At 67.1% G+C, this 340-nt stretch carries 1 protein-coding gene; it reads right to left on the reverse strand.

Translation table 11 applies throughout. The features are described from left to right. Positions 1-66: 66 nt before the first annotated feature. On the reverse strand, positions 67-340 hold a 274-nt coding region (locus RVY79_RS18255), incomplete at its 5' end, for a helix-turn-helix domain-containing protein (RefSeq protein WP_317465942.1).

Raw genomic sequence — 340 nt, forward strand, 5'->3', positions numbered from 1 at the left:
CTCTGGAAACAGGTAGGTATCCCAATCGCCATCGGCCATTGCGTCATCTTCAGTCATCGCACGACCTCATCCCGTGAAGTGCCGATGGCCGGCCGCAGTACCCGCCTCGGCGGGCTTGGCAAGCAGGCGATACAGTGCGGGGCGCGAAATGCCCAGGGCCTCTGCCGCCTTCAGCTTGACCCCATGGGCCGCGGCAACCGCCGCGACGGCCATCTCACGTGTGACGACGGGCCGGCTCCGGGCTGCGATCGCGGAATGCGTCGACAGGTAGGCGTTGGCCTTCTCCTTGCGGCTGTGGCCGGCGGCTTCCACCACCCGCGTCATGGCGTCCTTGTGCGCT

Origin of the sequence: Chromohalobacter sp. HP20-39, assembly GCF_033052815.1 — a bacterium.
GTDB lineage: Bacteria > Pseudomonadota > Gammaproteobacteria > Pseudomonadales > Halomonadaceae > Chromohalobacter.